This window comes from Silvimonas sp., from assembly GCF_031291215.1.
GTDB classification, from domain to species: domain Bacteria; phylum Pseudomonadota; class Gammaproteobacteria; order Burkholderiales; family Chitinibacteraceae; genus Silvimonas; species Silvimonas soli.
Genome location: NZ_JARLJK010000122.1, coordinates 39138 through 63077 on the forward strand (window position 1 = coordinate 39138; position 23940 = coordinate 63077).

Sequence of the window (23940 nt, forward strand, 5' to 3'; positions counted from 1 at the left end):
TTCTCTGTTTTTACATCGGTCACATAGATGAGTATCTGTGTCTTGCTACTTCAAGGTGTAACTGGCCAGGCCATTAGCCCTCGGTACCGTTGCTGGCGGCGGCGCGTGTGGCGCGATGCCCCACATAAGCACCAATCCGCGCTGCGAGCGAGACTTCCAGACAAATTTGCAGGAAACGCTCGGTTGGAATAGATGCTCGCCCGATCAGCAGGCCATCGATTTCGGCACCGATCATCAAACTGGCCGCATTTTTTTCGTCCACGCTGCCGCCATAAATGATGCGCTGAATAGTGCCCTGACCTGGCGTATGCATTTCTTCCAGCAACTGACGCAGGGTACGAATGGTGGCGGCCAGCTGGATGACCGAAATGGAAGTTGCCGTGCCAATGGCCCAGATTGGCTCATAGGCAATGGCGATACGCGGCCAGTCGGTGGCAGAAAACAGTTGGGCTGCTTTGATCAACTGGGTTTGCAACACCTTGGTGGTCTGGTTGCTGCGGCGCTGATCGGCGTCTTCGCCAATGCACAGCACAGGGGTCAGGCCGTATTCCAGCGCTTGCGCCACTTTGCGCGAAATTTCATGATCGCCTTCGCCATACATGCGGCGACGTTCGGAATGACCGATCAGCACGTATTTACAGCCAAAATCGGCCAGCATGGCGGCGGACACCTCGCCAGTGTGGGCACCGCTGGATTCCGGGCTGCAATTTTGCGCGCCCAGGCGAATTCCGCTGGCGGGCAACGCGGCTGCCGCTTCAGATAAAAACGGAAATGCGGGGCAAATGACCGCTTCTACATCTTTCATGGCAGGGGCGGTGGCCAGTTCGGCCAGCATCGACGAACCGGTCTCACGCGAGACGTACATTTTCCAGTTGCCGATAACCAGTGGTTTGAGATCGTCTTCGCTCATGATGCTAGTTCCAGTAAGGCGGGCTCAGGGAGAGGTGTCGAGTCACGTGTATTGCCAGGATGCCGGGCTTCACAACACATGCTCATTGAATAACTTTAGGCCAGATTGAAAGGCCGGTACATCAACAATACCTGGAAGCGGCTGGAAAATCTCTTACTGTGCCGATTTATGAGAACGGGTGAGGTGAGTAAACAACGCCACAGCCCGCGGCAGGGCGGGCAGGGGCGTTGTTTCAGTGCCAGAAAGCGGCGGATTCAGTGCGTCACGGTTTCAGTACGGTGGGCTTGGCTTCCGGCAGCATGCCCGGATAGTCGCGGCTGTAATGCAGACCGCGGCTTTCTTTGCGGGCCATGGCGGAAAGCACGATCAATTCGGCTGTAGTGACCAGATTACGTAATTCAATCAAGTCGTTACCCACGCGGAAGTTGCTGTAGTAGTCGTGGATTTCGTGTTGCAGCAACTCAATGCGATGTAGCGCCCGTTCCAGCCGTTTGTTGGTACGCACAATGCCCACGTAATCCCACATGAAACGGCGCAGCTCATCCCAATTGTGGGCAATGACCACTTCTTCATCCGGATCGGTGACCTGGCTTTCATCCCATTCCGGCACAACCGGCATTGGCCCGACCTGGTCGGCCAGAATATCCGCCGCCGTGGCTTTGCCAATAACCATGCATTCCAATAGTGAGTTGGACGCCAGCCGGTTGGCACCGTGCAGCCCGGTGCAGGCCGCTTCGCCGACTGCGTACAAGCCAGGCACATCGGTGCGGCCATCCATATCGACCACCAAACCACCGCAGGTGTAATGCGCCGCCGGTACTACCGGAATCGGCTCAACGGTGATGTCGATGCCCAATTCGAGGCAGCGTTGATAGATGTTCGGGAAGTGCTCTTTAATGAATTCAGCGGGCTTGAATGAAATATCCAGATAGACGCAATCAAAGCCGCCTTTTTTCATTTCAAAGTCGATGGCGCGGGCCACCACGTCACGCGGCGCCAGTTCGGCGCGTTCGTCATGCTGTGGCATGAAACGGGTGCCATCGGGCAAGCGCAGAATCCCGCCTTCGCCGCGTACCGCTTCGGTAATCAGGAAAGATTTGGCATGCGGGTGATAGAGGCATGTCGGGTGGAACTGGATGAACTCCATGTTCGATACCCGGCAACCTGCCCGCCAGCCCATGGCAATGCCATCGCCAGTCGCGACGTCCGGGTTGGTGGTGTACAGATACACCTTGCCCGCCCCCCCGGTGGCCAGCACGGTGTGCGGCGCCACGATGGTTTCGACTTTGTCGCCGATTTTGTCGTAAACGTAGGCGCCCCAGCAGCGGTCTTCTTCCATCCCCAGCTTTTTACCGGTGATCAGATCCAGCGCGATGTGGTCTTCCAGCACGGTGATGTTCGGGTGCACGGCCACTTTTTGGGCCAGCGTATCAATCACGGCAGCACCCGTGGCATCGGCAGCGTGAATAATACGGCGATGACTGTGACCGCCCTCGCGTGTCAGATGGTAGCCGTGATAGTTAGTATCGCCGGAGTCGTCACGCGTGAATGGCACGCCCATGTCTATCAGCCAGTCGATGGCTTCGCGTGAATTTTCAATAATGAATCGGGTGGCTTGCGCATCGCATAATCCAGCTCCGGCAACAAAGGTGTCGCGGATGTGCAGTTCAATGCTGTCAGCATCGTCCAGCACGGCGGCGATACCACCTTGCGCCCAGCCACTGCCACCATCGCGCAACGCGCATTTGGTGACCAGACCTACTTTCAACTGATCGGCAAGCTTGAGGGCAATGGTCATGCCGGCAAGGCCGCTCCCCATGATCAAAACGTCGAACTGGCGCATGGCTGGCTATTGCTCCCGGGTGCTGTCTCAAAAATGTAACTATAACAGTGGTGCCGAATATGCGGCAGCGATGTCATTGACATAGACCATGCTTTAAGCCGCTTTTAAGGCGGCAATGCGACGATGATCGTTCATTGTCTGTCTTGTAAAACACAGTTGTCAGCCCCAGATAACGAAGAATCAATCAAGAAGGTCTGCATCTGACAGCAGTCTGGCCGATATGCAATGTGATATATCGGCTGCAACATCCGGTGGTGCTTTCCAGGGAAGGAGCGCGAATTTGCCGGATATTGCTGGTTACTTAGAACAGTGTGTGTTACCGCGTACTGGTACCGGGTTACTGTCATTTTAATATTTACGCAGGCCGTTCCACACGGAGCCCGCATTGGAAAACCTTACCGAACGGGATATCGATCAAGCCCTGGTCGCGCGTGCGCAAGCTGGCGACAAGAAGGCATTCGAACTCCTGGTCGCCAAATATCAGCGCAGAATCGCACGTTTGCTGTCGCGCCTGATTCGTGATCCGCATGAGATCGAGGATGTGACCCAGGAGGCCTTTATCAAGGCCTATCGCGCACTGCCGTCCTTTCGCGGCGAAAGCGCGTTTTATACCTGGCTATACCGCATTGCTATTAATACCGCTAAAAATTATCTGGCCTCAATGGGCCGCCGGCCCCAGCTGGCCAACGATTACGAGGACGATGAAGGCGAAACCCTGGATGCCGCCGCGCAGATTCCGGATTACCATACGCCCGAGGCTGAACTCTCCAACAGAGAGATTGTCAGAACTGTCAACGAGGTGGTGGACACTCTGCCCGATGAACTGAAAACCGCAATTACGTTGCGTGAAATGGACGGTTTGTCGTACGAGGACATCGCTACAGTGATGAACTGTCCCATAGGCACTGTCCGATCGCGTATCTTTCGGGCACGTGAAGCAATCGCCGGTAAATTACGGCCATTGCTCGAGACGGTGGGCAAGGACAGACGTTGGTAGCCGGTACAAGGCAGCACAAAGCCCGTTTGACTGGGCAACTAGAGGGTAACGCAATCATGAAAGAGCATTTGTCGGCGTTGATCGACGGAGAACTCGAGCCTGCTCGCTTTGACCAGGTTTTGGCACAACTGCACGCTGATCCGGCGCTGCGCGACGACTGGCAAGACTGGCATCTGGTTGGCGATGTGATGCAGCAGCATCCCATTTTGTCACCCGATTTCATGAAGACCTTCTGTGATCGCCTGGCGGCAGAACCCGTGGTGTTTGCTCCAGCCGCCAGTTCGCGCCGTCGCCGCTTCATGCGCCGTGCGCTGGCGCCGCTCTCGGCTGCGGCATCTGTGGCTTTTCTGAGCGTGGTGGGCTGGCAAGCGTTCCATGGTGCATATACCGGTTCTGCCGTAGCAGTGCCGCACATGGCCGCAATGGCTACCCCACAAGCCGTACACGTAGCCAATTCCGATTCCAAATTCCGTGCCTATCTGGCCGCGCACCACGAAGATTCGGGTAACCCGATCGATGGGCGTGACCTTGTTTATGCATCGTTTGAGACCAAGCAACCGACCAAATAATGATGAAGACCAAGGGCTGGATCCTGGCCGGCAGTTTATTCCTGGCAGGCCAACGTTTACTGGCTGCCTCTCTCGTCCCCAACGAACTCTTGAGCCAACAAGACGCTACCCAACTGGTCGCGCGTGTTGCCAATGCCGCCAAGACGGTGTCGTTCCAGGGGGTGTATGTCCATCAGCATGGCGACAATATGGAGGCATTCCGGGTTATTCATGAGGCCGCCTCCGGAAACGATATCGAGCGACGTGAGTCGCTGGATGGACCGCCGCGCGAATTTTTCCGGCAGGGCAACCAGGTCAGCCTGTATTTGCCTGGAGGCCAGGTCTTTCCCATTGACCGGCGCCAGTCGTCCAAACTCTTTCCGCGCCAGTTTCCGGATGATGCCGACCACGTGTTGGTAAACTATCAGGTCCGATTTGTCGGTCAGGAACGCGTTGCCGGGCAAGATGCAAATATTTACGATTTCGAGCCGCGCGACAAACTGCGTTATCCGCATCGCTACTGGGTACATCCTGAGACCGGCTTGATGCTCAAATCAGTCATGCTGGGTATCCGGCGTGAACCGGTCGAAGTGTTTGCGTTCTCGCAAGTGCAGATTGGCGGTCCGATTGACCGGCGTTTGCTCAAGCCGACTTATCCAGTCAAACCCGCACCGGTCGATGACTCGAACGGGCCGGTCGCATTGCCTAAAGATACCGGCTGGGATATTCACAATCTGCCCAACGGGTTTCGCCTGCTGAAAGTAGGGCAGCGTCCGATGACGGGCAAGCCCAAACCGGTGATTCATCACCTTTATGGCGACGGTCTGGTCACGCTTTCGGTATTTATCGAGCCATTTGATGCTTCTGCGCCATTGGGGATCGCCCAGCAAGCCGGGATCACCGTGTTTGCGCGCCAAGCGGGGCCGTACTTGTTGACGGTATTGGGCGAAGTTCCGCCAGAAACGGTGCAGGCGTTCAGCTACGCTTATACGCCCAAAGGCGAAAAAGCCGGGTCACAGTAATCGCAAAGCGTCATAATTGCGGGATGTGACAGGGGATATCCATGATTGAAAGTGAAGCACAAGTCGTTCGTCGCGAAGGCGAGCATGTCTGGGTGCGCATCAAGCCGCATGCACCATGTGGCAACTGTGATCCGGAAACCGGCTGTAAGTCGGTGGCCATTACCCGCATGTTCGGTAACGCCAAAGAGGCGTTTCGCGTGCGCAATACCGTTGATGCCAAACCGGGCGACTTAGTCCGTATCGGTGTTGCCGACGGCATGCTGCTCAAGAGTGCGCTGGCTGCATACGGTGTGCCATTGGCGGCGTTGATGATCGGTGCCGGAGTGGGGCGTCTGGTCGCACCTTATGGATTGCCTGATCTGGGCGCGGTTATCGGTGCTGCCATCGGTTTCGTTGGCGGTTTCCTGGTTTTGCGCAGCCGCCGCAATCTCGCCAGCCTGGCTGAACCAACCACACTGGAACGCGTTGCGCCCGACGCCAAGCCCATCAAATTCTGTGATCGCAGTACACCCACCGCTGACGGTGCTCGCTAAGCCTGCTGCGAACTTGTGACGAGTACGCCTGTCTGTTTCTGTCCCGTTCCTGAACAGTGACCAAACCATGCAAATGAAAACTTTGTTTGTGACAGGCGTTATCGCTGTGAGCAGCGCAATCAGTTCAGCTGCCGTGACCGGCTTGCCCGACTTTACCCAACTAGTGGAAAAAGAAGGCAAGGCGGTGGTGAATGTGTCGACAACCTCCACCTTGCGTGAATCCAGCTCACAAATGGAGATGGATGAAGACACACTCAATTTGCTGCGGCGCTTTGGTTTTCCCGTGCCGCCGTCGGCTGGCCAGCAACCGCGGGAGCGCACAGCCCAATCGCTGGGTTCGGGGTTTGTCATTGATGCCAATGGTTACGTGTTGACCAACGCGCACGTGGTCGCACAAGCGGACACCATCAAAGTCACCCTCACCAACAAGAAAGAATACAAGGCCACGATAGTGGGCTCGGATGCCCGCACCGACATCGCCTTGCTCAAGATTGATGCCACTGATCTGCCCAAGGCGGATCTGGGCGATTCTGACAAACTGAAGGCCGGAGAGTGGGTCGTCGCGATTGGTTCGCCGTTCGGTTTTGAAAACACCGTCACCGCCGGGATTATCTCAGCCACGGGCCGCAAGTTGCTGGATGAAAACCAGACGCCGTTTATCCAGACTGATGTCGCTATCAATCCGGGTAATTCCGGCGGCCCGCTGTTCAATATGGATGGCCAGGTTGTGGGTATCAACTCGCAGATTTACAGCCAGTCTGGCGGTTTTATGGGGCTGTCGTTCTCCATTCCAATTAACGAGGCCATGAAAGTGGTGGCCGAACTCAAAGCCAATGGCAAAGTCACCCGCGGGCGCATTGGTGTAGCCGTGCAGTCGGTGAATGACGATCTGGCCAAGAGCTTTGGTTTGCCCAAAGCGCAGGGTGCATTGGTTTCAGCGGTGGATAAAGATGGCCCGGCCGCCAAAGCCGGAATCAAGCCGGGCGATATTGTCCTCAAATACAACGGCCAAGCCATTGAAGAAACCGGCGATCTGCCACGGCTGGTGACCGCCAGCAAACCAGGCTCGCAAGCCACTTTGCAAATCTGGCGCGATAAAGCCGCCCGCAACGTTACGCTCACGATTGGCGTGCTGGACCAGAAAGACGATGGCGGCGCGGGTAAGCCGGGCGACAAGTCAGCCAAGCCGGCAGAAGAAAGCAGCATTCGGCGCTTTGGTTTGTCGCTGGTCGAACTTGCCCCACGCCAGTTGAAGCAGGCCGGTATCAAATATGGGGTTGGTGTGCAAAGTGCCACTGGCGCTGCTGCTCGTGCCGGTCTGCAAGGTGGTGACATCGTTGCGGGAATCGGCGGTACCGATCTGAGTAGTGCAGCACAACTGCGCCAGGCACTGGATGCGCTCAAGCCGGGTGATAGTGTGGCGCTGCGCGTGCTGCGTCAGGATGGATCGTTGTTCTTCTCCATCAAAGCGCCCGATAAAACAGACAAAACCGATAAGGACAAATAAGTCTGATGAATATGCCTATGCAATTGCGCTTGTACGGCCGCGAGTACTGCAGTCTTTGTCTGCATATGCGTGAGCAACTGGACGAATTGTCGCGCCAGCGCGGATTCCACGTGAACTGGATCGACATTGACGACAATGACGACCTGGAAGAGCGCTACGGTGAGTTGGTACCGGTGCTGGCTGATTCGGGTGACCAGGAAATCTGCCATTACCACCTGGATATCGAGGCGCTGGATGCCTGGCTGGCCAAGTGTCAGCACGCATGATCGGCTCTGGTTTACGACGCCGGGCCGCTGCTTTTGTTCATAACAGCGATTTCCGGTAAAATCCCGCCCAATCATTCGGTTTTTAGCCAAGGGGCACGCATGGCGTGCCCCTTTTTGCAGTTGCGGCGGCGGTTTGGCCGGCGCCTATCCAGTTACAGTAAACAAGTCCCTAGATGAACCACATTCGTAATTTCTCCATCATCGCGCATATCGACCACGGTAAATCGACCCTTGCAGACCGCTTCATCCAGTTCTGTGGTGGTCTGGATGCTCGCGAAATGTCTGAGCAAGTGCTCGACTCGATGGATATCGAAAAAGAACGCGGCATTACCATCAAGGCCCAGACCGCAGCGTTGCAATACAAGGCCCGCGATGGTCAGGTATACAACCTGAACCTGATCGACACCCCGGGGCACGTTGACTTCTCGTATGAAGTCAGCCGTTCTCTGGCGGCGTGTGAAGGCGCGCTGCTGGTGGTCGATGCCTCACAAGGCGTTGAAGCCCAGACTGTGGCCAACTGCTACACCGCCATCGAGCAAGGTGTGGAAGTGGTTGCCGTGCTGAACAAAATTGATCTGCCAGCCGCTGAACCTGAGCGCGTGATTCAGGAAATCGAAGACATCGTCGGCATTGCCGCCGTGGATGCGGTGCGTGCATCAGCCAAAAACGGCATCGGCATTGAAGATATCCTGGAAGAAGTAGTAGCCAAAATTCCTGCCCCACGCGGCAATCCGGATGGCGCGCTCAAGGCGCTGATCATTGACTCGTGGTTCGACAACTACGTGGGCGTGATCATGCTGGTGCGTGTGGTGGACGGCGAACTGCGCCCCAAAGACAAAATCCTGTTCATGTCGAGCAAGGCACAGCATTTGTGCGAGCAGGTGGGTGTGTTCACGCCCAAGTCGGTACAGCGCGATGCACTGCGCGCCGGTGAAGTAGGCTTTGTGATTGCCGGCATCAAAGAACTGGCCAGCGCCAAGGTCGGTGACACGATTACGCTGGTCAAAACACCCGCCACCGAGGCTTTGCCTGGCTTCAAGGAAGTCAAATCGCAGGTGTTTGCCGGTCTGTATCCGGTAGAAAGCCATGACTTTGAATCATTGCGCGAATCGCTGGAAAAACTGCAACTGAATGACGCTTCGCTGCACTTTGAGCCGGAAGTCTCGCAAGCGCTGGGCTTTGGTTTTCGCTGTGGTTTCCTCGGGTTGTTGCACCTGGAAATCGTGCAGGAACGGCTTGAGCGTGAATTCGACATGGACCTCATCACTACTGCACCGACGGTAGTGTATGAAGTGGTGCTTAAAGACGGTGAAGTGATCGAGATCGAGAACCCGTCCAAGTTGCCGGACCCGGGCAAAGTTGAAGAAATCCGCGAACCGATCATTACTGCGACCATCCTGGTGCCGCAGGACTATGTCGGTAACGTGATGACGCTGTGTAACCAGAAGCGCGGCGCACAACGCAACATGCAATACATGGGTCGTCAGGTCATGCTGACCTACGATATGCCGATGGCTGAAGTGGTGATGGACTTCTTTGATAAGCTCAAATCGGTGTCGCGTGGTTATGCCTCACTCGATTACGACTTCAAAGAATTCCGTGCGGATGATCTGGTCAAGCTCGACGTCCTGGTCAACGGCGAGCGGGTGGATGCGTTGAGTTTGATTGTGCACCGCGCCAGTTCGGTTTATCGCGGCCGCGAACTTGTTTCCAAAATGCGGGAACTCATTCCGCGCCAGATGTTCGATATTGCCATTCAGGCGGCAATTGGCGCGCATATTATTGCCCGGGAAACCGTCAAGGCCATGCGTAAAGATGTGCTGGCCAAGTGTTATGGCGGCGATATTACCCGTAAGAAAAAGCTGCTCGAGAAACAGAAAGCAGGTAAAAAGCGCATGAACCAAGTGGGCAATGTCGAGATTCCGCAAGAAGCCTTCCTGGCGATTCTGCAGGTTAGCGACAAGTAAGCACGTGCCGCGTAAAGCTCTGGCTGTTTTGTTCCAATCCACCACATAACAAGGTTTCTGATGAACTGGCTTCTGATTGGCATCGTGATTACCTTGCTCGGCCCGGTCATGATCGCGCTGGGCAACAAACAAGAACGTCATGGTCCAGAGGCACCGCAACTGGTGCAATACGGCTATTTGTTTGCCATCGTCGGTGTATTTATCCTGCTGGTGCAATATTTCTCCATCGCCGCAGCGATGCTGGTATTTGTATTGGTGACCGGCATTGTGTGGGTAATGGACAAGCTGGTCTGGGGCAAAAAACGCGGCGACAAACCGGTTGCGGATTGGGTCGAATACGGACGCGGGTTTTTCCCGGTGATTCTGGCTGTGTTTGTACTGCGCTCTTTCGTGATCGAGCCATATCAGATTCCGTCTTCATCAATGCGCCCCGGCTTGGTAGTCGGCGACTTTATCGTCGTCAACAAGTTCTCTTATGGCTTGCGGGTACCAGTGCTGAATAACGTGTTTATGCCAGTCGGCAAACCACAGCACGGCGATGTGATGGTATTCAACTATCCAGAAAATCCGTCCATCAATTACATCAAGCGCACCATCGGCTTGCCCGGTGATACGGTGGAATATCGCCACAAGCAATTGACCATTAATGGCCAGCCAGTGCCGACCGAAGATGCCGGTAACCTGGATTACGTGGAAGACGGTGTGCGCCTGGAACGCAACAAGCAATTCACCGAAAAACAAGGTACGCATACCTATAACACCCTGCAATCCGTTGATAATCCGCCATACGCGATGCTTTCGGAGGTGCGTGACTTTCCGTATCGCGAAAACTGCCGTTATGATGACGAAGGTTTTAGCTGCAAGGTGCCTGAAGGTTATTACTTCATGATGGGTGATAACCGCGATCATTCTGCAGATAGCCGTTATTGGGGCTTTGTTCCGGACAAATACGTGGTAGGTAAAGCGTTCCTGGTCTGGTTCAACCTGAAACAGCTTGGCCGGATTGGCACTTTCATCCGCTAAGTCATCGTGTCATCACGGCACCATTGCCGCATGAGCAAGCCAACCGGGCAATATGATCCGGGGGCAATAAGGGGATTAAAAATGCGCAAGCAAAGCGGGTTGTCTTTTATTGGATTTATCATTATCGCCATGGTTGTGGGCGCGGCAGCGGTGACCTTTTTCAAGGTCATTCCGGCTTGGGTTGAATACTTCAATATTCAGAAAACCCTCGCCACTTTGGTGAAGGAAGAAGCAGGTTCAACGCCTGAACAGATTCGCGCTTCGTACAGCAAGCACGCGCAAATCAACGATACTGATTCGGTCAAACCACAAGATCTGGTGATCGTGCAGTCCGGTGGCGTAACAACAATCAGCGCGAGTTATGAACGTGTTGTGCCGCTAATGGGGAATGCCAGTTTGCTGTTTGCATTTGATGCTGAAAAATCCAGCGCATCACAGTCAGGGCAATAAACCGTGTCCATTGTGTTACCTCCCGAGCGCCTGCAAAAGGCGCTCGGTTATGTTTTTTCTGACGCACGCCTCATCAAACAGGCGTTGACCCATCGCAGCTTTGCTTCCACGCATAACGAACGTCTTGAGTTTGTCGGCGACGCCATTCTCAATGCGGTTGTAGGTCGGGCACTGTTCAATCACTTCCCGAAACTGAACGAAGGTGAGTTATCGCGACTGCGCGCCAGCCTGGTGCGGCAAGAGTCGCTGGCTGACGTGGCCAGTGAACTCAATATTGGCGACTACCTGTGGCTGGGCGAGGGCGAACTGAAAAGTGGTGGACATCGCCGTCCGTCGATTCTTGCCGATGCGCTTGAAGCCATTTTTGGTGCGGCGTGGCTTGATGGCGGTTTTGAAGCCGCTCAAGGCATGATCGAGCGTTTGTTTGTTCCCCGCATCGAAGCGATTGATCCATCGCGCGCGCTGAAAGACCCCAAAACCGCACTGCAAGAGTGGTTGCAGGCGCGCCATCACGCGTTGCCTGTTTATGAGGTGGTGCGCCAGGAAGGCGAATCGCCTAATCTGGTATTCGAGATTTCCTGCAGCGTACCGGCCCTCAAAGTCACCACCTCTGCGCTCGGACCGAGCCGCCGCGCTGCGGAACAGCTTGCCGCGGGCGAAGCCTTGGGTATGCTGAAAGAGAAATACCCGGGTAAGGCCCCCAAGCGCGCTTGATCCTCCCGCCGTTTACGAAATTGTTTTACTTGCCTGGAGCCTGTCATGGCTGATTCCGAAATTACTGTCGCGGGCGATGTTGCCAACGGCTTCCGTTGTGGTTTTGTGGCCATTGTTGGCCGCCCGAATGTGGGCAAATCCACACTCATGAATCACCTGATTGGCCAGAAGATCAGCATTACTTCGCGCAAGGCACAAACGACTCGCCATCGCATCACCGGGGTTTACACCAGTGAAGAAGCGCAGTTTGTGTTTGTCGATACACCGGGCTTTCAGACCCGCCACAAAAATGCCTTGAACGAGGCGATGAACCGTAACGTCACCACGACGCTGGCGGATGTGGATTGCGTGTTGTTTCTGATCGAGGCCGGTCAGTATGGCCCGGCGGACGAAGCGGTGCTCAAGCTGCTGCCCAAAAATCGTCCGGTATTGCTGGTGATTACCAAGATTGACCAGTTGACGCAAAAGAACGAAGTGCTGCCGTTTATTCAGAAAGTGGCAGACCAGTTCAACTTCCATGCCATCGTGCCGGTCTCTGCACTCAAGGGCCAGCAACTGGACGTGTTGCTCAAGACGGTACAACCACTGCTGCCGGAGTCGATTCCGCTGTATCCGGAAGACCATATCACCGACCGCAATTCGCGCTTTTTGGCCGCAGAAATCGTCCGCGAAAAGCTGTTCCGCGCACTCGGCGATGAACTGCCTTATGCCATGACCGTGGAAATCGAGAAATTCGACGAAGAAACCATGCGTGATGGCCGCCCGCTGTACCGTATCTACGCAGCGGTGCTGGTTGATCGCGACAGCCAGAAAGCCATTCTGATCGGCAAAAACGGCGAGAAGCTCAAGCGAATCGGTACCGAATCGCGCCAGGACATGGAAAAACTGTTTGACGCCAAGGTTTACCTGGAAGTGTGGGTCAAGGTCAAAAGCGGCTGGGCTGACGACACGCGTGTTCTGCGTCAACAAGGATTCGAATAAGTCTATGTGCAGACTCTCGGGGCGCTTGCTTGGCAAGTCGCTCGACTAATTCTTCTTCAGCGGTAAAGCGTTCTCGCGGCGGTAAGTCCCAACCGCGCGTCGACGCGCAGCCCGCGTTTATCCTGCATCAGTATGCCTGGCGTGAAACCAGCCGCTTGCTGGAGGTATTCTCACGGGATCACGGGCGGATTTCCATCGTCGCGCGTGGTGCCCAGCGTGCCGGGTCGCAATTGCGTGGTGCGTTATTGGCGTTTCAGCCGCTGCTGATTTCCTGGTTTGGTGGTGGCGACGTCAAGACGCTGCACGCGGCCGATTGGCAAGGTGGTATCGCCCAGCCGACCGGTTTGCCTTTGCTGTGCGGGTTTTATCTGAACGAATTGCTAGTCCGGCTGATGCCGCGCGAGGAGCCCCAACCAGCGCTGTTCGCCGCTTACTTTGAGGCGATTCGGCAACTGGCAGCGTTGCCTTCGGCAGCTGGTAGCGAGGTTGAACCCATCTTGCGGGGCTTTGAGCTGGCGCTGTTGGCGGAGCTGGGGTACGGGCTGGAGCTGGAACGCGATATTCAAGGTGCGCCCATCGCCGCTGGGCGCAGTTATGACTACATCGCGAACCAGGGCCTGGTCGACGCGGGCGGGCAGGGTGGCCGGCTGGATGGCGAAGTATTGTTGGCATTGCGTCAGGGCAAACTCGATGACGAGCGTGCGCTGGCGCAAACCAAATTGTTGATGCGTCAGGCACTCGCTGCGGCGTTGGGTGATACGCCATTGCATACCCGCCAGCTCTTGCTGGATCTGCAGCGCTTGTAAGAGACATTCGGCACCGTAACCTGCGGGTTATTTGTATCGAGCTTGGGCCGGAGCAACTGGTGTCTTATGATGAAAGTGTCAGCGGCATCCGTTTTTCTCATAATCGAGGACGATCTTGATCATGATGTTGCTGGTGGTGCCGATATAAATTGATGTACTGAATCGAAATACTGCGGAGAGCTTTGTTTATGGCTGGTGATCTTGCGCTGGGTGTCAATATCGATCACGTGGCGACGTTGCGAAATGCTCGCGATGCGCGTTATCCAAGCCCTGTTTTTGCCGCTCAAGTGGCGGAGCAAGCAGGGGCGGATCATATTACTTTGCATTTGCGCGAAGACCGTCGTCATGTGGGCGATGAGGATGTCCGTTTTATCAAGGCCCTGCTGCAGACGCGCCTGAATCTGCAAATGGCGCTGAATCCGGCGTTGCTCGACTTCACTTTGGGTGTCGCGCCGCAAGATGTCTGCCTTGTACCTACCGATGGGGAAGGCCATAACAGCACGCATGGTCTGGATGTGCGCGGCAATCGCGCCGAAGTTGGCGAATACATCAAAAAGCTGGCTGCATCGGGCATTCGGGTGTCAGTGCTGCTGGCACCGGACTTTGAACAGATCCGTCTGACTCAGTCTATGGGCGCTCAAGCTATTGAGCTGGATACCGGGCGCTATGCCCTGGCCAAAGACCGGCGCGCCCGCGAAACCGAATACGCCCGCATCAAGGTTGCCGCTGAATATGCCGCCAACCTTGGCTTGGCTGTGAGCGCGGGGCATGGATTGAATTATCATAACGTCGAGCCCATTGCAGCGATCCCGCAAATTGAAGAACTGAACATTGGGCATGCCATTATTGCGCAGGCACTGATCGTCGGTTTGCCAGCGGCGGTGCGCGAAATGAAAATGCTGATGATCCGCTCACGCTTGCCCGGTCGGCGAGATATTCCTGAGGATGACGAGAACTAAGCGCGCATTCTGTGATCTGGCAATGTAGCGTTGCAAGCCAATGGCGCTGGCACAGGATTTCAACCAATCAGTCAACAAATAAGGGGATGCCATGATTACCATCACTCATGAGCCTGGTTATGTTTCGGTTGCGGTTTTCAACGAATTTACCGTGCATGACTTCCGGCAGTTCGAAGATGATGTGCGTTACAAAATCAACTTTGAAGGCAAACCCAATTTGTTGTTCGACTTCACAGGTATGATGCGCTACACGCTGGATATGGCCGTGGAAGAATACAAATTCGCCCGCGCCCACAGCAAGGATTTCGGCAAAGTTGCGGTGGTGACCGACGATCAGTGGATTACCTGGTCGGCCTGGTTGAACCAGTTGTTTTCGGATGCAAAGATCGAAATTTTTGACTCGCTGGACGAAGCCAAAGGCTGGCTGCTGGCAGATGGCACACAAGGGGCTGCCGCGTAGACGGCAAAGAACAGGATAACCATGAGAGCTTTTCTCAACAGCCTTTTTTCCAAGGATGCATCCCCGTTGGACAACCCGCGTCAGCTTACGGCGTGGTGTAACAAACTTGAGCTTGCCGATCCACAAGCCCAGCGCGACAAAGTGGCTGCGGTGGTGGATGAATTCCTCACCAGCCAGCGCAAACCGGTGCCGGAATTGCTTGAAGCACTCATCAAGATCGACAACGGTGTGCAGGTTGGCTTTGAGCGGATTCGTTATCAATACGTTTCCAACCCGCGTATGCCCAAAGAGATTGAGCAAAAACTGTGGCGTGATATCACCGGGCTGGCCAATTCCATGGTGGCGGCGTATCAGCGCTTTGCCAAAGTGGAAGCGGCCGATGCGGAGAAGCAAGCCTGGGACGCGCTGATGCCGCTGGTACTGGCGCGCAGCCTGCATTACGTGGCGATACTGGCCAAGTGGCATTATTTCCGCTTTGACCGGGTGCCGCCGCAGTTGTGGACTCAGGCCCACAGCATGTATCGGCTCTCGGAAATCGACGGTTTTGACTGTAATCCGTTCCCGCTCTATCCCCATCACGGTGCGGAAGTCAGTTCTTGCGCCGACGAATACATCCAGTTGTTGATGCTCAACACGGTGGCCTCCAACAATCTGTCGGTGCGTCAACTGGACTGGACCGATCAATGGCTGGATAAATGGTCGCGCAATGTTTTGCTGGCGCGGCGTTTTCAACCAGACCACCACCATTTCTGCGTGAACCTGAGCGGCAAGCAGGGACCGGAAAAAATTGCTGAAGACAGTCGCGGCGATCCATATCGTTACTGGGGCATTTTTGAGCTGCTCAACGAAGTGCAAGCCTTGATCAGCAAGCTGGAGGCTGGTGCAGCGCCGCAAACGCTGGGTCTGGGCAACGACTGTCGTGCTCCGGCTTGCCTGGAGTTGCTCAAGCATCTGGACGTGTTCTGGAGCATGTCGATCCGCAACGCACAGATCTCGCGTAGCGACCGCCATGCCGTCAGCAAAGAAGCGCATGTGGTCAGCGGGCTGGATCGGCTGTTTCGCCATGTGCGGGTAGATAACGACAAGTTCTCGCGCCAGCCCGCTGAAACCAAACCCATCGTTGATGACGATGAAATCATGGATATGCGGCTCTACGGTTTTGTCTCGTCGCGTACGCGGGCGCGTCAGGCCCAGACGCCGCAGGTGGTGCAGCGTACCGAGCAAGCCGATTGGCAAAGCTGGCGTATCGAAAACGAATCTGAAGGCGGCTTCGGAGCCACGCTGGAGGCCGAAGGTGCCGAATGGGTCAGGCCAGGCGTGCTGCTGGGCATGCGCATTGGTCAGGAAGATACCTGGAAGGTTTGCGTGGTACGGCGGTTGTCGCGCGTGAACGAGTTGCAGGTCTATACCGGTGTGCAACTACTGAGCGGCACGCCTGTGGCCGTCAGCATCCAGAGCAATACCGCATCTCTCAAACCGCGTGCGCTGGAAGTTACCGAGTTTGATGCGTTTGACGGGGCAATTTTGCATTCCCAGAATTCGGCGCTGTATTTGCCGCATGAAGTCGATGGCGTCAGCGTCAATACCTTGCTGATGTACTCCGCCGATTACGACAGTGACCGTATCTACGAAGTGCAGGCGCGCGAACGTCATTTCACGGTAACGCTGGGTGCCATCCTCGATAAAGGCATCGACTGGACCTGGGTGACAGTACAAGTGGTGGCGCAGAAGCACTAAGCCAGGCCGGGATCAGGCTGGTTACTGGCAATAAAAAAGGCTTTGCCGTTATGGCAGAGCCTTTTTTATTGTGCTGGCCGGTGATCAGGCCAATACGGACTGCAGAAATTTGCCGATGCCTTGAATCTCCGGCAGGCAAACAGAATGCTGCATTGGCCAATGATGCCATTGCACCGGGTTGCCCAATTGCTCGGTTGCGGTTTTCGCGCGTTCACCCAAGGCGAATGGCACGACCGGGTCGCCGGTGCCGTGCGCAGCCCACACCGGAGTCTGCTGATTGGCAGCTCCACGATTTTGCTCGATCAGAGCCGGGGAGGGCCAGTAGGTTGAGAGCGCCACAATGCCTGCCAGCCGTTGCGGGTAAGTCAGCCCAGCGGTGTAGGCAATTGCCCCACCCTGCGAGAATCCAGCCAGCACGATCCGCTCAGTCGGAATACCACGAGCATTCTGGTCTTTGATCAGCGCATCCACGTCGGCCAGCGATTGTTTGATGCCCGCTTCATCGGCATGCCGGTTGATCTCGTCAAAATACAGAATGTCGTACCACGCCCGCATGGTGTAGCCGTTATTGCAGGTGATCGGCATAAAGCGGGCATGCGGAAACACAAAGCGCACCGCCAGCGACTCTGGCAGGCCTAGTTCCGGCACCATGCCAACGAAATCGGAGCCGTCGGCACCGAGGCCGTGCATCCAGATCACCGCTGCGGTCGGGTTGTCGCCGGTTTCCACTTCAATGGTGTCGAGCAGCGGGGAAGGTGTGGTGGTAGCAGTCACGCGATGAGTCCTTGTATTACCTTGAGCATATCTTGACCAGTTCTACGGCTTGATCGCCGATTTGGGGCGAAAGGCTGCGACCACTTCCGGGTCGGTCTCTATGTACGGCCCTTCCAGCAACTGGATGCAATACGGCACGGCGGCAAAAATGCCCGGCACAATAATATGCCCCAGCCCGTCTTTCAGGCCTTCCAGCGTTTCGCGGATCGATTTGGGTTGCCCAGGCAAATTGAGAATCAGGCAGCGCTTGCGGATCACGCCCACCTGACGCGACAAAATGGCAGTTGGCACAAACTTGAGGCTGATCTGGCGCATTTGTTCGCCAAAGCCAGGCATCTCCCGGTCAGCCACCGCCAGCGTGGCATCGGGCGTAACGTCACGCAGCGCTGGGCCGGTGCCGCCGGTGGTCAGCACCAGGTCGCACTGCTCCACGTCCACCAGTTCGATCAGTGTGGCTTCAATCAGCGCTTGTTCGTCGGCGATCAAACGGTCGACGATTTCAAACGGAGTGGTGACCGCGCTGGCCAGCCACTCCTGGAGTGCCGGGATTCCTTTGTCTTCGTAGACGCCTTGCGAGGCCCGATCCGACACCGAAACCAGTCCAATGCGAAAACTCATGCCACGCGCTCCCGAGCCAGTTGTAATTGCCCGTTGGCGTGGCTCAGTTGCAGCTCGTTGTAATGGCCGATCTGCACGCTGGCCAAGCCGGTCGTATCGGCACCGGCGGCGTGGGTGATGACCACGACCGGCATGCCTGCCTGGTGGGCGGAGTGAATGCCACTTTCGGCGTCTTCAAAGGCGACACATTGCGCCGGATGCTTGCCCAGCAGAGCAGCGCCCTTCAGATAGGGCTCCGGATGCGGTTTGCCAATGTCTACATCGTCCGCAGCGATGATCCACTGTGGGTGCGGCACACCGGCAACCCGTAGCTTGGCCAATGCAATGTCACGCGGCGCAGAGGTCACGATGGCCCATTGCGCCGGGTGCAGTCGCGCCACGAAGTCTGCTGCGCCAGGAATGGCCGTTACACCCGTCATGTCAGCCATTTCCTCGGCCAGCAATTCACGCACTTCCGATTCGGCATCCAGATGTGGTGCTACCAGGCGGATGGTTTCTACGCCGCGCCGACCGTGTATGTGTTGCAACAGATAATCTACGTCGATATCCCGCCGCGCCGCCCAGCCGCGCCAGATGCGCTCGATCAGCGGGGTGGAATCGACCAGCGTGCCATCCATGTCAAACAGAAATGCCTCGCACTCGACGCGCCATGTCATATCAGGCTTCCTCGTCTTCGTCCGCAGGTGGCATCAACGATTCCACGCTTGGCACAGTAGGTTCCTGAATATGTTGCTTGAGCAGCTGGAACAATTCGCGGAAAGATTTCGGCGGTTTTTGCAGTTCGCGTTCACGCAAGGTATTGCGAATCAGCTGGCGCAATTGCTGGACATTGACGTCAGGGTAGTCGGCCACAAAAGTTTCTACCGCTTTCGGGTCTTCCAGCATTTTGTCGCGCAGGCGCTCCAGCTTGTGCAGCCACGCATTGTGCGTGTCAGATTGCCCGGAGACGCGTGCCAGCAAAGCGTGGATTGGTGCCGGATCGACATCGCGCATCAATTTACCAATGAACTGTTTTTGCCGCGCAATCGCGCCGTTTGCCTTCAGGCGCTTGAACTCGCGGATCGCCTCAACCAGGCGGTCGGGCAGGCCCAAGGTCTGGATCAGTTTCATGTCCAGTGGCAGCAATTGTCCGCCCAGATCCTGCAGTGCGGTCGCCTCGCGCTTCATCTGCGATTTGCTGGCCAGTTCGACGTCGTCGTCGTGCTGGTCGATAGATTCGTTGTTTGCCATGTTTGGGGCCATTACTGCAAAACCGCTATGATAACAAACTAGTTCGTCCCCAACCCCGCGCCTTTGCAATACGACAGTACCAGCGGGCGCGGCGAGGATACGCAAACCGATGCGCGAATGACTCTGGCAATACGCCGTTTTGCCACCATTTGAGCAATACACACAGACAAACCGTCATCATTCATCATTGAATGGTGATTCGCGGCGGTCAATACGTCCGCCAGCCTTGAAGAGCCGAACAACCTGGCAACCCGCGCATGCAGACGCTGGGTGGTCCAATCAGCAAAAAAAGGAAAACCGTGTCCGGATTCAGTTTTAGCGAGCAACAACTGGCCGATCTGGTCGGCCAGGTTCTGGATGAAGCCCGTGACCAGGGCGCGACCGATTGCGATGTAGATATCTCGGAGTCGTTTGGTCAGAACGTCAGCGTGCGCCTGGGCGAAGTCGAAACCATTGAGTACAACCGCGACAAGGGTATGGGTGTCACGGTGTATCAGGGTCAGCAAAAAGGGCACGCCAGTACCTCGGATTTTTCAGCCAATGCACTGGCTGATACCGTGCGCGCCGCCCTGGCCATCGCCCGTTTTACTGCGGCTGATGAATTTGCCGGCTTGCCGGACAAAGCGTTGCTGGCTACGCATTTCCCCGATCTGGATCTCTACCACGCCTGGGATTTGCCAGTAGAAGAGGCGATCCGTCTGGCTACTGAATGCGAAGATGCCGCGCGGGCAGTTGATCCGCGCATTACCAATTCCGAAGGCGGTTCGGCCTCGACTCATGCCTCGCGCTGGGCCTACGGCAATTCGCTTGGTTTTGTCGGGACTGGCACCGGCAGCCGTTATAGTTTGTCCGCAGCCGTGATTGCCGAAGATGCATCCGGCATGCAGCGTGATTACTGGTACACCAGCATGCGCGATCCGGCAGAGCTGGAATCCGCCGTCAGCGTCGGGCGCAAGGCCGGGGAACGGGCGGTACGTCGTCTCGGGGCGAAGCGCGTCAAGACGGGCGAGTATCCGGTGCTGTTTGAAGCATCGCTGGCGTCGTCTTTACTGGGCAACTGGGTCAACGCCGTCAGTGGCAGCAGCCTGTATCGCAAATCGTCCTTCCTCACCGATAGTCTTGGCAAAGCGGTGTTTGCGCCTTGTGTGACGATTGTGGATGACCCGTTCCTGAAAAAAGGCCTGGGCAGCAGCGTGTTTGATGCCGAAGGTGTGGCCACGCAGCGGCGCACTTTGATCGATGCCGGTGTGCAGCAGGGGTATTTTCTCTCCAGCTACAGTGCCCGCAAGTTGGGCATGCAAAGTACCGGCAACGCCGGTGGCGCGCATAACCTGCTGGTGACCCCAACCGCCAGTTTTGAAGAACTGTTGGCTGAACTGGGCACTGGTCTGTTTGTGACCGAATTGCTGGGTCATGGCACCAATATGGTGACCGGCGATTATTCGCGTGGCGCGGCGGGGTTCTGGGTGGAAAACGGCAAAATCCGGTATCCAGTGGAAGAAATCACTGTAGCGGGCAATCTACGCGACATGTTCAAGGACATCATCGGTATGGGCAGCGATATCCAGTTGTCGTCCAGTCGGCGCGTGGGCTCTTTGTTGATTCGCCGCATGACGGTTGCCGGTGAATGAGCGAAGCGCTGCGCCCGCAATACTGGGATGAGGCCGTCGCCGCGCTGGCGGCGGCTGACCCGGTCATGGCGCAGCTGATTGCGCAGTTCCCGGACATCAGCCTGCGCGGGCGCGGCGATGCTTATCAAACGCTGGCAAGGTCGATAGTCGGGCAGCAAATTTCAGTGAAGGCGGCGGAATCGGTCTGGGGCCGCTTTTTGACCGAACTGGGTGGCGTGCTCGATAGCCAGCAGTTGCTGGAGGTCGAAGTCGCCAGGCTGCGTGGTTGCGGCTTGTCTGGCCGTAAAGTGGAATACCTCCAGGATTTGTCGCGCCATCATGTGGCGGGTCGGCTGGACATGGCGGTGTGGCAGGCGTGGGACGATGACGCAATCGTCGCTGAACTTGTGAGCATTCGCGGTATTGGCCGCTGGACCGCCGAAATGTTTCTGATGTTTGCCATGCTGCGGCCCAATGTCTTACCGCTGGACGATATCGGCGTAATCAACGCCATTGCTCGGCTTTACAACGGCGGCGAACGGTTGCCGCCCAAAGCCATGCGCGAACTGGCCGAGCGCTGGCAACCGTGGCGCAGTGCGGCAACATGGTATCTGTGGCGCAGCCTGGAAGCTGTGCCGATCGAATACTAGCGGCGGGTTGTGCCCTGACGCAGCTTTAGCGTTGTGCCATGGCCTTCATCACCGCTTCCCAGCCTTTTACCGCCTCTGACCCGCAGCGGGCAAAGACTTCTTCCAGCAAAACAAACTGCGGCGACGACAAAGCCAGTTCCAGTTGCCGCCCAGCATCGGTCAGTGTCAGGCATTTGACGCGCCGGTCAGCAGCATCGGGCGCTGTCTCTACCAAACCCGCTTCTACCAGTGACTTGAGCGGACTGTGTACGGCTTGTTTGCTCACGCCCAGTTTATCCAGCAGTTCGTTCACGGCAATGCCGGGGTCGCGGCCAATGAAGTGCAACAGTCGATGGTGCACGCGATTCCAGCCACGCTGATCCAGCATGGCGTCGGGTGCCGCGGTAAAGGCGCGATACGCGTAGAACAAGAGTTCCTGCGCATCACTGAGTGCACGTTTCTGTGGCGACTTGGTTGTCATGTGCTTGGCCGGTAACTGTTATGGCTGAAAAGACTGGGCAATGATATTGACATTTAGGGCTGAGGGAAACAGCATATAGTCAAGTAGATTGACCTAAAAAAGGAAATGCCATGTTTGCTAAACGAATTGAACGCCTGACTTCGTCGCTGGTGCGCGATATTCTTGCCGCCGCCAGCCGCCCTGGCGTGATCTCGTTTGCAGGCGGATTACCGGCGGATGAAGCGCTGTTTCGGCCGGATATGGCCAGCACTGTGTCCTCTGAGGCGCTTGATTGCTGGCAGTACGGCCAGACCGAAGGCGAGCCTGCATTGCGCGAGTTGATTGCCGAACAAGGCCGCGCATTGGGGATCGATTGCACCGCTGCGCAGGTCCTGGTGCTGTCCGGTTCGCAACAAGGCATTGATCTGGTGGCCAAGTTGTTCATTGAAGAGGACACACGCGTCCTGGTCGAAGCCCCGGCTTATCTGGCAGCGCTGCAGGCATTTCGGCTGTTTGGTGCAGATTTCCAGCCGGTGGCGGTGGATACCGTATCCGGCCCCGACGTCGCGCAATTTGCCGATGCCTTGAGTCGTTCGCAGATGGCTTATCTCACGCCCACCTTCCAGAACCCGTCGGGCTATTGCTATCCAGACGCCAAACGCCAACAGGTCGCCGCAGCGCTGGACGTCGCAAATGTGCCGTTGTTTGAAGATGATCCGTATCGGGAACTGGCCTTTGATGCGCCCGCGCCATTGCCCATTGCCGGTCGCCTGAAAAACGCGCCGTGGGTATATCAGGGTTCATTCTCCAAAACGCTCGCTCCTGGCTTGCGCCTGGGCTTTCTGATTGCCCACCCGCAACTGGTGCCGCATTTGACCCGGCTGAAACAGGCGGCAGATTTGCATAGCAACCGACTGAGCCAGCAACTGGTAGCCAGCATGCTCAATGGCGGTTTGCGAGAGCATGTCCAGCGCGTGCTGCCCATTTACCGCGAACGCCGCGATGCCATGGATGCCGCACTGCATAAGCATCTGGGCGATCTGGTCACCTGGCAAAAACCGGTGGGCGGTTTGTTTTTCTGGGTTCGCTTCAAGCAAGCCATCGACACCCATGCATTAATGCAGCAAGCGCTGGCCGCTGATATCGCCATCATGCCGGGCGATGCCTTTTTTGCCGGTGCCGCCCCCGAAAGCTGTTTACGCCTCAATTTCAGCCATTCCAGTCCGGCCGAGATCGAAGAAGGCATGGCACGCCTGGCAAAGTTGCTGCGCTAGACCCGGGCGGCGACGGGTACAATGCCGCCTTTCACTGGTTACGGAATAAACGGTTATGCAGGCATCTAAAAGCGGCAATTCGCAGAAATGGCAAATGCTGCTGTTGCTCGCCGTCTTTTTGATTGGTGGCGCCACCATGATGATCGACGTATTGGGTGTCGGCGGTAACGATTCGGCCAGTGCGCCCGCTGAGGCATTGAGCGTTGGCGTGCAAGTGGGGCCAACAAAGCCGGGGGCCTACGCCTGCGCTTTCCCGGATACCGCTAGGCGGAGCGTGGCTTATGTGCAAAGCGGCCAGCAAGACAAGTTCGCCGCTTTGTTCGACAGCAGCGAATGTCGCGAACTGCCGCGCGATCAGGATCTGGCCGTGGTCATGGTCACCGATGGCTACGTTCTGGTGCGCGGTACTGACAAGTTCTTTGATAAAGGCGCGTGGGCCCCACCGGGCATGCTGTACGTGGTGAATCAAGAGCAGGATCAATAAGTGCAACGGGCGCTGTGGCGCCTGCTGCCTGCCTTGCTGTATTGCCTCACTGCCAGTTTCTCCTCTCCTTCACCCATTTTGTCCGTGATCTGTTTCCCGGCCCGTCATGCCCGTTCAGAGGGTGCTGTGCGGGCTACA

The 23940-nt window shown here is 56.5% G+C and carries 26 protein-coding genes; 19 read left to right on the forward strand and 7 right to left on the reverse strand.

Annotated elements, in window-relative coordinates; translation table 11 throughout:
- Positions 1-73 precede the first annotated feature (73 nt).
- Both tpiA and nadB read right to left on the reverse strand, forming a co-directional pair.
- Entirely contained in the window at positions 74-910 is an 837-nt protein-coding gene (gene tpiA, locus P4L78_RS12870) for a triose-phosphate isomerase (protein ID WP_283149971.1), read from the reverse strand.
- Between the two features lie 262 nt (positions 911-1172).
- The gene (nadB, locus tag P4L78_RS12875) at positions 1173-2753 is read right to left on the reverse strand and encodes an L-aspartate oxidase (protein WP_309328444.1); all 1581 of its coding nucleotides are present in this window, start codon (positions 2751-2753) and stop codon (positions 1173-1175) included.
- A 385-nt stretch (positions 2754-3138) separates the two neighbouring features.
- Here nadB and rpoE point away from each other — a divergent pair, with 385 nt between their 5' ends.
- From rpoE to P4L78_RS12950, 15 genes are all read left to right on the forward strand, one after another.
- The gene (gene rpoE / locus P4L78_RS12880; protein ID WP_283149969.1) at positions 3139-3750 is read left to right on the forward strand and encodes an RNA polymerase sigma factor RpoE; all 612 of its coding nucleotides are present in this window, start codon (positions 3139-3141) and stop codon (positions 3748-3750) included.
- A gap of 56 nt (positions 3751-3806) precedes the next feature.
- Positions 3807-4319 (forward strand): sigma-E factor negative regulatory protein, encoded by a 513-nt coding sequence (locus P4L78_RS12885; RefSeq protein ID WP_309328445.1) that lies wholly within the window; start codon positions 3807-3809, stop codon positions 4317-4319.
- Positions 4319-5320: a MucB/RseB C-terminal domain-containing protein gene (locus tag P4L78_RS12890; RefSeq protein ID WP_283149967.1), complete on the forward strand. Its 1002-nt coding sequence runs from the start codon at positions 4319-4321 to the stop codon at positions 5318-5320. Before P4L78_RS12885 ends, P4L78_RS12890 begins: the two co-directional genes overlap by 1 nt.
- 41 nt (positions 5321-5361) lie before the next feature.
- Positions 5362-5853 (forward strand): SoxR reducing system RseC family protein, encoded by a 492-nt coding sequence (locus tag P4L78_RS12895; RefSeq protein ID WP_283149966.1) that lies wholly within the window; start codon positions 5362-5364, stop codon positions 5851-5853.
- 67 nt (positions 5854-5920) lie between these two features.
- On the forward strand, positions 5921-7360 hold the full coding sequence (locus tag P4L78_RS12900; RefSeq protein ID WP_309328446.1) for a DegQ family serine endoprotease: 1440 nt from the start codon (positions 5921-5923) through the stop codon (positions 7358-7360).
- Positions 7361-7365: 5 nt separating this feature from the next.
- Positions 7366-7626 (forward strand): glutaredoxin family protein, encoded by a 261-nt coding sequence (locus tag P4L78_RS12905; RefSeq protein ID WP_405051551.1) that lies wholly within the window; start codon positions 7366-7368, stop codon positions 7624-7626.
- Positions 7627-7799: 173 nt separating this feature from the next.
- Positions 7800-9593 carry a translation elongation factor 4 gene (lepA, locus tag P4L78_RS12910; protein ID WP_309328447.1) on the forward strand — a complete coding sequence of 598 codons (1794 nt, stop codon included), beginning with the start codon at positions 7800-7802 and terminating at the stop codon, positions 9591-9593.
- A gap of 60 nt (positions 9594-9653) precedes the next feature.
- On the forward strand, positions 9654-10616 hold the full coding sequence (lepB, locus tag P4L78_RS12915; RefSeq protein ID WP_283149963.1) for a signal peptidase I: 963 nt from the start codon (positions 9654-9656) through the stop codon (positions 10614-10616).
- Between the two features lie 81 nt (positions 10617-10697).
- Positions 10698-11066 carry a DUF4845 domain-containing protein gene (locus tag P4L78_RS12920; RefSeq protein ID WP_283149962.1) on the forward strand — a complete coding sequence of 123 codons (369 nt, stop codon included), beginning with the start codon at positions 10698-10700 and terminating at the stop codon, positions 11064-11066.
- Positions 11067-11069: 3 nt separating this feature from the next.
- Entirely contained in the window at positions 11070-11780 is a 711-nt protein-coding gene (gene rnc, locus P4L78_RS12925; RefSeq protein ID WP_283149961.1) for a ribonuclease III, read from the forward strand.
- A gap of 45 nt (positions 11781-11825) precedes the next feature.
- Entirely contained in the window at positions 11826-12761 is a 936-nt protein-coding gene (era, locus tag P4L78_RS12930) for a GTPase Era (protein WP_283149960.1), read from the forward strand.
- 29 nt (positions 12762-12790) lie between these two features.
- Positions 12791-13567 carry a DNA repair protein RecO gene (gene recO, locus P4L78_RS12935; RefSeq protein WP_283149959.1) on the forward strand — a complete coding sequence of 259 codons (777 nt, stop codon included), beginning with the start codon at positions 12791-12793 and terminating at the stop codon, positions 13565-13567.
- Between the two features lie 188 nt (positions 13568-13755).
- On the forward strand, positions 13756-14526 hold the full coding sequence (locus tag P4L78_RS12940) for a pyridoxine 5'-phosphate synthase (protein WP_283149958.1): 771 nt from the start codon (positions 13756-13758) through the stop codon (positions 14524-14526).
- A gap of 91 nt (positions 14527-14617) precedes the next feature.
- Positions 14618-14986 carry an STAS/SEC14 domain-containing protein gene (locus P4L78_RS12945; RefSeq protein WP_283149957.1) on the forward strand — a complete coding sequence of 123 codons (369 nt, stop codon included), beginning with the start codon at positions 14618-14620 and terminating at the stop codon, positions 14984-14986.
- 66 nt (positions 14987-15052) lie between these two features.
- The gene (locus P4L78_RS12950) at positions 15053-16723 is read left to right on the forward strand and encodes a hypothetical protein (RefSeq protein ID WP_309328448.1); all 1671 of its coding nucleotides are present in this window, start codon (positions 15053-15055) and stop codon (positions 16721-16723) included.
- Positions 16724-16807: 84 nt separating this feature from the next.
- On the opposite strand, the gene P4L78_RS12955 is transcribed toward P4L78_RS12950, so the two are convergent.
- Genes P4L78_RS12955 through yjgA form a run of 4 tightly spaced genes read right to left on the reverse strand, consistent with a single transcriptional unit; the run spans position 16808 to position 19345 of the window.
- Positions 16808-17497 (reverse strand): alpha/beta fold hydrolase, encoded by a 690-nt coding sequence (locus tag P4L78_RS12955; RefSeq protein ID WP_309328449.1) that lies wholly within the window; start codon positions 17495-17497, stop codon positions 16808-16810.
- A 42-nt stretch (positions 17498-17539) separates the two neighbouring features.
- Positions 17540-18115 carry a molybdopterin adenylyltransferase gene (mog, locus tag P4L78_RS12960; protein ID WP_309328450.1) on the reverse strand — a complete coding sequence of 192 codons (576 nt, stop codon included), beginning with the start codon at positions 18113-18115 and terminating at the stop codon, positions 17540-17542.
- Positions 18112-18771, reverse strand: coding sequence for an HAD-IA family hydrolase (locus P4L78_RS12965; protein WP_309328451.1), 660 nt, complete (start codon positions 18769-18771; stop codon positions 18112-18114). The genes mog and P4L78_RS12965 overlap by 4 nt, the downstream gene beginning before the upstream one ends.
- Before the next feature lies 1 nt (position 18772).
- Positions 18773-19345, reverse strand: coding sequence for a ribosome biogenesis factor YjgA (yjgA, locus tag P4L78_RS12970; RefSeq protein WP_283149952.1), 573 nt, complete (start codon positions 19343-19345; stop codon positions 18773-18775).
- Between the two features lie 257 nt (positions 19346-19602).
- On the opposite strand from yjgA, the gene pmbA reads away from it, so the two are divergent.
- Both pmbA and P4L78_RS12980 read left to right on the forward strand, forming a co-directional pair.
- Positions 19603-20976 carry a metalloprotease PmbA gene (gene pmbA / locus P4L78_RS12975; RefSeq protein WP_309328452.1) on the forward strand — a complete coding sequence of 458 codons (1374 nt, stop codon included), beginning with the start codon at positions 19603-19605 and terminating at the stop codon, positions 20974-20976.
- Positions 20973-21605 carry a DNA-3-methyladenine glycosylase gene (locus tag P4L78_RS12980; RefSeq protein WP_283149950.1) on the forward strand — a complete coding sequence of 211 codons (633 nt, stop codon included), beginning with the start codon at positions 20973-20975 and terminating at the stop codon, positions 21603-21605. The genes pmbA and P4L78_RS12980 overlap by 4 nt, the downstream gene beginning before the upstream one ends.
- A 25-nt stretch (positions 21606-21630) precedes the next feature.
- Here P4L78_RS12980 and P4L78_RS12985 read toward each other — a convergent pair whose 3' ends face one another.
- Complete coding sequence (locus tag P4L78_RS12985) at positions 21631-22065, reverse strand: helix-turn-helix domain-containing protein (protein WP_309328453.1); 435 nt, start codon at positions 22063-22065, stop codon at positions 21631-21633.
- A 110-nt stretch (positions 22066-22175) separates the two neighbouring features.
- Between P4L78_RS12985 and P4L78_RS12990 the strand changes: the two genes are divergently transcribed.
- Both P4L78_RS12990 and P4L78_RS12995 read left to right on the forward strand, forming a co-directional pair.
- Complete coding sequence (locus tag P4L78_RS12990) at positions 22176-23318, forward strand: PLP-dependent aminotransferase family protein (RefSeq protein WP_309328454.1); 1143 nt, start codon at positions 22176-22178, stop codon at positions 23316-23318.
- A 55-nt stretch (positions 23319-23373) separates the two neighbouring features.
- Complete coding sequence (locus tag P4L78_RS12995) at positions 23374-23802, forward strand: hypothetical protein (protein ID WP_309328455.1); 429 nt, start codon at positions 23374-23376, stop codon at positions 23800-23802.
- The last annotated feature ends 138 nt before the right edge of the window (positions 23803-23940 follow it).